Genomic DNA, 7,589 nt, shown 5'->3' on the forward strand with positions numbered 1-7,589 from the left:
GCCCAGAACCCAACAGACCGGCCACCCAGACCAAAGAGCCCGCCACACCTTCTGCACGCCAACCAGCCGCCCCAACCGGACTCCGCCCCCGCAACCACAAGCGGGATCCCCTTAAAGACGGCGACCACCCAAAAGCCGATCGCACCAAAGACGATCATTTACGCCACCGGCACGGGCCTCCTCACCGCTCTCCTCATCGGCGGCATCCCCGGAGCCGTGATCGGCCTCCTCCTGACTCCCATCGCAGGCGCCGTCCTCCACAGGAAAGAACCGCCACAAGCCCAGCGGGACCGCCTCCGGATTGCCGCCGATCTCCCGTTCGCCGCGGACCTGATGGCAGCCTGCCTCCTCGCCGGCCGCCCGGTGAGCGCGGCCACGGAGATCGCCGCCACCGCCATAGGCGGCCCACTCGGCGACCGTCTGACATGGGTAGCCACCCAGTTGCGCCTGGGCGCCGACCCCGAACCGACCTGGGCGCACCTGGCCAGAGATCCCAGCACGGGCCTGTTGTCCAGAACCATGACCCGGGCCGCGCAGAGCGGCGCACCCGTCGCCGACGTCCTCACCCGCCTGGCCGACGACGCCAGACAAGCGGCCAGGGCCACCTCGATCGCCGCGGCCAGAGGCGTGGGCGTCAAGGCCGTCGCGCCGCTCGGCCTCTGCTTCCTGCCGGCGTTCGTCCTGCTGGGGATCATCCCAGTGATCGCCGGCCTCGCCTCCACGATCGTCCTTCCTTGAGCCCTGCCGCCGTCCACTTATCCACAGGCTCGCCCCTTCGGCCCCCTCCATCCACAGAACCCAGTTCTGCCCCCAACCAGCACCCCCGCTTCGGCCACCCTTGGAGCGCAACGCCGGGCACGGCCCACTCCCGAGCACCTGGAGGCACGATGCGTAGTTCCACCCAAACCACCGTTCACCAGACAGCTCGCGAACTCTCACCCAGCAACCAGCAAGCGACAGCCGACGCCGCTCCTCCGAATGAGCCACCAGCCGAGACCGCAGCCGAGACCGCCAAGTCCCGCTTCCGACTTCGCGCCGCCGACAAGTGGATCCGATGCGCCGCCGCCAACCGCGAGCGCGGCATGTCAACAGCCGAATACGCGGTCGGCACGATCGCGGCCTGCGCTTTCGCCGCCCTGCTCTTCAAGGTGGTGAGCAGCCCAGAGGTTCAGGAAATGCTCACGGCACTCATCGATCGCGCGCTCAAGACCAACAACGAATGACCACCCGCTTCCAGCGGGTCTCTGCCGAGACGAAGCGGGCGGCATCGCGAGGTTCGGTCACGGCCGAAACCGCCGCGGTGCTGCCCGCGCTCATAGCCGTCCTGGCCGCCGCGCTCTGGGCCATTCAGGCCGTCACCGTCCAACTGGAGTGCGTCGACGCCGCCCGTACAGCCGCGAGGGCGGCGGCCAGAGGCGAACCCCTCGACCAGGTCCGCACCCAAGCCCGCACCGCCCTTCACCAGAACGCAGAGATAGCCATCACCAGAGACCCCGAACTGACCCAAGTGGAAATCTCCCTGGAGGTACGCCCACCTTGGGGTCCCGCACTCCCCGCAGTCCGCGTCTCCGCCACAGCCACCGCCGCCACCGAACCAGACCCTCCCCTCTGACCATCCACTCACCTGCCCCGCGCACCCGCCCAGCCGCCTCTCCCGTCCTGTGCACCTGCCCGGCCACCTCGCCCAACTCGCGCACCTGAGCAACCGCCTCGCCCAACTCGCGCCTTGCCAGCCACCTCACCCGTCCTGTGCACCCGAGCAACCGCCTCGCCTGACCCGCACACTGACCAGCCGCCTCGCCTTGCCAGCCGCCTCGCCTGACGCGGCTGCGTGGCCTGGCGCGCCGGTCATCCACGCCGACCCTTCCAGCTCCGCGCCTGACCCACCCGGCTTCGCTTAACCCGCGCCTAACCACCCACCCCGCCTGATCCGGCGTGCCAACCCCTTCACGCTTGACCGCCCGCTTCACCTGACCACCCCCTGAGGAGCCACCAGACCCATGACACCTCACGTCACGCAACGCACCCGGGAGAGTCCTCGAACCTGCGAAGGAATGCGAACCTGCGAAGGGGTGCCAGGCGAAAGGCAGCCAAAGCGCGGGAGAGCGCGAACTCGCGAAGGGATACCGGCTCGCGAAGGGGTGCCGATCCGCAAAGGGACGCCAACTCGCGAAAGCACGCCGACCAGCGAGAGGGCCCGCACCCGCGAAGACGCGCGAGTCCACGAAGGCGCGCGAGCCCGCGAAGGCGCGCGAGCCCACGGAGACAAGGGCTCCGCCACACTGTGGGGCGTGGCCGTGATGGGTCTCCTCATGGCGGTCGCGCTGGCCTTCTCCCTGGTCGGTTCGGTGCGTATCGCCCGCCACCGCGTCAACAACGCCGCCGACCTGAGCGCCTTGGCCGCCGCCAAACTGGCACTCATCGACCCCGAGGGTGCCTGCGCGAAGGCCGCAACCCTGGCCAAGGAGAACGCCGTAGAACTGACCCAATGCAAGATCACCGACGACACAGCCGACATCTGGACCGCCTTGCCCATCTCGCTACCGGTCGTCGGTACGCGAACCCTGACCGGCAGGGCTCGAGCCGGCCCCGCGCAACCAGCCGCCACCCTGCCGTAGGGCCTAACCCGCGCATGTGAGCCGATACAGCCGCCGAAACCTGATCACGGAGGCGGCAACGGTCCGCCAGAGTGCCCGAACCGGCCAGAGGAACCGGCACGGGGGGATCTATGGAACCCGAGCACGTGGAGACGCTTCAGCGCCGACTCCGACTCCCGCCCGACTCCGGCCCGACTCAGACGGATGGCCACGCGGACGGCCTTCGGAACGAAAGGCTCGGAGATAGGGCGGTTGTCCCAGGTGACCAAGTGGGCGGATCGGCGTGGCGGTGCACTTGATCGACTTTCGACAATGTGATTCGACTTCGGCAATGAGATCAGGTTGTGGCAATACGGTCCTGGCTCTTCTCGGGCAAGGAGAACACGCCATGGACGATGCGGGTCAACTAACGTCAGTATCCGCGCCGCCGTCCCTTCGGCTGAAAAGGAGGATGTCGTGTTTGGGCGGGGCAGGGCCGAGGGGAATGTGATCTGTGGGACTTGCGGGGCAATGTCGCAATCAAGTTACGACTTCTTAGACGCAGTGTCCAAGAGCTGGATATCTCACATAAGGTGCCGCTTACCTCTGGTCCATGCCGTCTGCGACAAGAGTCTGGGAGAGCCCATGGCCAGTCGCTAAGGTGCGGGCCGGGGGCGGGGTGTGCTGCACTTCCGGTCGCCGTCCGAGCGCCTTTGGGCGTTCAGGCGGCGCGAGGCTCTCGATGGAGGGAAGCGTCGTGACGGTGGTTGGCAGAGTGGTGACCGTGGCGGTGATCGCGACGGGTGCTGCCGTCGCACTCGGCGGATCCGCTCAGGCGTCCGTGTCCACGCAGTCCGTCAAGGCGATCGCGTCTATGCAGTCGGCGCCGACCTTCCTGTATTCGGTCCAGCAGGCGTCTCAGGCTTCCGCGCGGTCAGCCGATGGGCAGATCACGTCCCCGTCGGACGGTCAGGTGGTCACGAACGGGTCCGTCACCGTTTCCGCGCGTACGGGCGCTTTGCAACTGAGCATGGGCTTGTACGTCGATGGGCCGTCCACGTCCAGGCAGAAGATCGCCGGCGGCGGTGCGAACCAGACGCTTTCCGGCACCTTCGACGCGGGAAGCGCGCCGAACGGCACGTTCAACGTAACGCTCAAGGGCGAGATCACCGGCCGGATCTACGCGACCAGCACGTTCAAGCTGCGGCGGCCGGCCGAGGCGCCGAGTGGCGTGAACGCGAGCATGCAGGGCACCGACAAGATCCAAGTGACCTGGAACAAGGGATCCGAACCCGACCTGCAGTCGTACGAGGTGTCGACCAGCCAGTCCGGCATCGTGGGCAGATTGCCTGCGGACAGCGCGTGTTCCGGGTCCTCGTGCAAGGCCGTGCTCGCCGTTCCAGGCAAGGCGGCTGGGCAGCGGGTGGGGTTCACGGTGAAGGCGTTCAGGGGAGACGGTGACGGCGGCTCGATCGCCTCGGCCAGCTCCGGCGCCGCGTACGTCACGCTGCCGGCGCCGGCGGCCGCGCCCACGCAGCCCAAGAAGGGCACCACCAAGACACAGCCGACCCCCAAGACCACCACAGACTCGAAGACGGGCACCAAGAAGGTCGACCCGCTGCCGACCCTCCCGCCCAAGCAGACGAACAGCACTCCCACCCGCAAACCGGTGACGACGCCCAAGACGGTCAACAAGCTGCCCGCGATGCCGAACACCGACCCCAAGGGCAACCTGCCGATCCCGACAGCCGACACCTCACTGGACGACCCCGGCAAGGCCGATGAACCCGGCAGCTCGGACGGCTTGGCTCCCGAGCAGGAGGCCGAGACGGCTCCGCTCAAGTCGGATGGGGTCAAGGCACAGTCGGATGAGTCGCCGCTCGGGAACATCGGTCAATACGGGATGTACGTCGCGGGTGGCCTGCTCCTCCTGCTGCTGGCCGCCCACGGCGGAGCGTGGGCCCGTCGTCGGGCACTCGCATCGGCTGGCACCGGATCCGGCAGCGCCGTCCCGCCGGCGGGAGGGGCTGGGGCCGCTCAGGGGCAGCAGGCCGGCAACGACAGCATTCCGCCGACGGCGACGGCGCCACGCCGACCGGCAGTGGTCCTGGCCGTCGCCAAGACCCGCACACCGGAACGCCCGTCTCACGAGCGTGCATCTCACGAGCGTGCATCTCACGAGCGTCCGTCCCACGAGCGTCCGTCCCACGAGCCGCTGTCCCGCGAGCGGTCGGCGCAGGAGAGGTCAGCGCACGAGTTGTTGGCGCACGACGGGTTGGCTCACGACGGAAAGTCGCGCACCGGCGCTGACCCTTCCGTCACTGCCGGCCACCACTCCCGCGCCGCTGACGCGGCTCGGGCCATTGATGTAGCTCGCACCGCGAACCTGGCACGGGCCGCCGACTTGGCCAGGGCCGTTGACCAGGCTCGGGCTGCCGAACTCGCCAGTGCTACCGAACGCGCCCGGGCCGCTGATCCACGCAGTGAGGATGAATCGTCCCGATCGGCGGATCGATCTGGCGCTGATGACGCGGCCCGTGGGGTGACAGGCCTTCCGGGAAGCAAGGGCAGTTCGGGCCACGCTTCCGGTCGGCGTCCTCACGGCACCGAACGGGCCGGTGCGGCCGATCGGGTTCGTGTGGCGGACGAATCCGCCGGGGCCGGTCGGGCATCTGACGTGCCCGTCGCGTTGCCGCTCTACATGAGCGTGGACGACCTGCGCGAGGCGCAGGCCGCGCGGCAGGAACCCGTGCGGATCGCACTGCCCACCTCGGCTGTGACGGACGTGTCCGGTTCCGCCGCCAAGGTCACCCCACCGGCCGTGCGGATCGAGGACCGGTGGGACGACTATCTGCCGCCGTCCCCGCGAGCCATGGAGGACAGCGGCTTCTGGGAGCGTCCGCAACCGGGGTCGGCCGACTTCTGGGCCGCCGATGACGACGAAGGCGCCTACGCAGGACGTCGACCCAGGGACGGCGAGAGCTGAGCCGGGTTGGGTCGGGCTGGGCTGAGTTGGGTCGGGCTGGGCACTTCGGTTGTCGAGTTGTCCTGCCAATCGCTGTGTGGTCAACCTTGCGGCGAGGCTGATCGAGCGTGTGACTGGCGCGATGCGTGACTGAACGAATCGGCGGCTGACCAGGACATGGGTCGCGATTCGGTATGTGTCGCTGACCTGCGTGAGTGGTTGGCATGGCTGGCCTGGCATGGGGAGCCGGCTGGCATGAGTGGCCGGCGAATGTGTGCCAGGCCTGAGTGAGCGGCTGGATTGAATGAGCGGCTGGACCGGAGGTGCGACCGGGCCAGGCGTGCGGCCGCGTGACTGTGAGGGTTGTGCGGTGCGCCGCTGGCTCAGATGCGCGACCGCTTACTTGAGCCGCTGGGTCGGCATGCCATTGCCCGGCCGTACGGCTGTGGTTTGAGCGGCTGTGGTTTGAGTTGGCTGTGTTGCCGTTGTGCTGTGCGAGCAAGCTGTCGTGAGGGCCTGTGAGCGTGCGGTTGCGTGCGGGAACTAGTGGGCAGGTCGAGCGCAGCGGCTGGTCTGGAGTGAAGTGGCTGGGCTGGCGCAGGGGTTACTGCTCGTTCAGCAGGGTGTCGAGTAGGCGGATTGCGCCGCGTTTGTCCAGTGGTTCGTTGCCGTTGCCGCACTTCGGCGACTGGATGCAGGACGGGCAGCCTCGGTCGCATTCGCAGGAGGCGATGGCTTCTCGGGTGGCCGTCAGCCAGTCGCGCGCTCGGGAGAATCCGCGTTCGGCGAAGCCGGCTCCGCCCTCGTGGCCGTCGTACACGAAGACTGTGAGCAGGCCCGTGTCGGCGTGGAGTTCGGTGGAGACGCCGCCGATGTCCCAGCGGTCGCAGGTGGCGAACAGCGGCAGCAGGCCGATGCTGGCGTGTTCGGCGGCGTGGGCGCAGCCGCCGAGGTCGAAGCCGGCCTCGGCGAGCGGGACCACGGAGGAGGCGGGGAGCGTCCACCAGACGGCTCGGGTTCTGAGGGTGCGTGGTGGCAGGTCCAGTGGCTCGTCGCCGAGCATTTCGCCGGAGTGGAGGCGGCGCTTGAGGTAGGAGACCACCTGTCTGGTCACCTCGACCTCGCCGAAGTGCAGCGTGCCGGCGCCGAGGGTGTGAGAGCGCTGGGTGGCGAGGATGGAGATGTCGGTGATGTCCCTGGCGAAGGTGCTGTAGTCCGGGTTGGCGCTGGAGACCAGGGCGACTCCGGCGTCCAGGTCGAGCAGTTCGACGAGGAACGTCTCGCCTTGGTGCAGGTAGACCGCTCCGGTGTGGACGGTGGTGTGGGCGGAGGATTCGTCCACGCTGCCGAGCAGGCGTCCGGTTGATTCCTCCACGACCTGGATCGGCGCTCCGCCGCCGCCTCGGATGTCGGCGAGGTCGGTGGCGCGTTCGCGCCGCGTCCAGAACCAGCCTGCCGGGCGCTTGCGCAGCAGGCTGTTGGAGACCAGGTCGTCCAGTACGGCCTGAGTGGTCGTGCCGAAGGTGGGCAGGTCGGACTCGGTCAGCGGGATCTCGGCGGCTGCGGCGCACAGGTGGGGGCCCAGGACGTAGGGGTTGTCCGGGTCCAGCACTATCGCCTCGACGGGCTGACCGAAAAGGGCCTGCGGGTGGTGGACCAGGTAGGTGTCCAGGGGGTCGTCGCGGGCGATCAGGACGGCGAGGGCGTCCTGGCCGTCGCGGCCCGCCCGGCCGGCCTGCTGCCAGAGGGACGCGCGGGTGCCGGGCCATCCGGCGATCAGGACGGCGTCCAGGCCGGACACGTCGACGCCGAGTTCCAGGGCGTTGGTGGTGGCCAGGCCCATGAGGGTGCCCGCGCGCAGGGCCTTCTCCAGGAGACGGCGGTCTTCGGCCAGGTAGCCGGCGCGGTAGGCGGCGATCTTGTTGGGGAGGTCGCTCCAGTCCGGGAGGTCCGTGATGTTGGGGATGTCGGGGATCGCCCAGGAGAGGGCGTCTGATGGGGGGTGGGGTGGCTCTTCCGCCAGGCCGCTCGCCTTACCCGTGGAGGGG

The 7,589-nt window shown here is 68.8% G+C and carries 6 protein-coding genes; 5 read left to right on the plus strand and 1 reads right to left on the minus strand.

The window, feature by feature from the left end:
* The 5 genes from HII36_RS51555 to HII36_RS51575 all read left to right on the plus strand — a co-directional run.
* Positions 1 to 738, plus strand: a 738-nt coding sequence (locus HII36_RS51555; protein WP_236004998.1) for a type II secretion system F family protein, incomplete at its 5' end; no start/stop codon positions are given.
* Positions 739 to 887: 149 nt separating this feature from the next.
* Positions 888 to 1,223: a DUF4244 domain-containing protein gene (locus HII36_RS51560; RefSeq protein ID WP_173530739.1), complete on the plus strand. Its 336-nt coding sequence runs from the start codon at positions 888 to 890 to the stop codon at positions 1,221 to 1,223.
* The gene (locus tag HII36_RS51565) at positions 1,220 to 1,612 is read left to right on the plus strand and encodes a TadE family type IV pilus minor pilin (RefSeq protein ID WP_173530740.1); all 393 of its coding nucleotides are present in this window, start codon (positions 1,220 to 1,222) and stop codon (positions 1,610 to 1,612) included. The genes HII36_RS51560 and HII36_RS51565 overlap by 4 nt, the downstream gene beginning before the upstream one ends.
* A 442-nt stretch (positions 1,613 to 2,054) precedes the next feature.
* The gene (locus HII36_RS58430; protein WP_268959824.1) at positions 2,055 to 2,618 is read left to right on the plus strand and encodes an Rv3654c family TadE-like protein; all 564 of its coding nucleotides are present in this window, start codon (positions 2,055 to 2,057) and stop codon (positions 2,616 to 2,618) included.
* 742 nt (positions 2,619 to 3,360) lie between these two features.
* Positions 3,361 to 5,562, plus strand: a complete 2,202-nt coding sequence (locus tag HII36_RS51575) for an Ig-like domain-containing protein (protein WP_173530742.1) — start codon at positions 3,361 to 3,363, stop codon at positions 5,560 to 5,562.
* A gap of 583 nt (positions 5,563 to 6,145) precedes the next feature.
* Here HII36_RS51575 and HII36_RS51580 read toward each other — a convergent pair.
* A partial coding sequence (locus tag HII36_RS51580; protein WP_173530743.1) for a Zn-binding domain-containing protein occupies positions 6,146 to 7,589 on the minus strand: 1,444 nt, incomplete at its 5' end.

The organism is Nonomuraea antri (assembly GCF_013283785.1).
Taxonomy (GTDB): Bacteria; Actinomycetota; Actinomycetes; order Streptosporangiales; family Streptosporangiaceae; genus Nonomuraea; species Nonomuraea antri.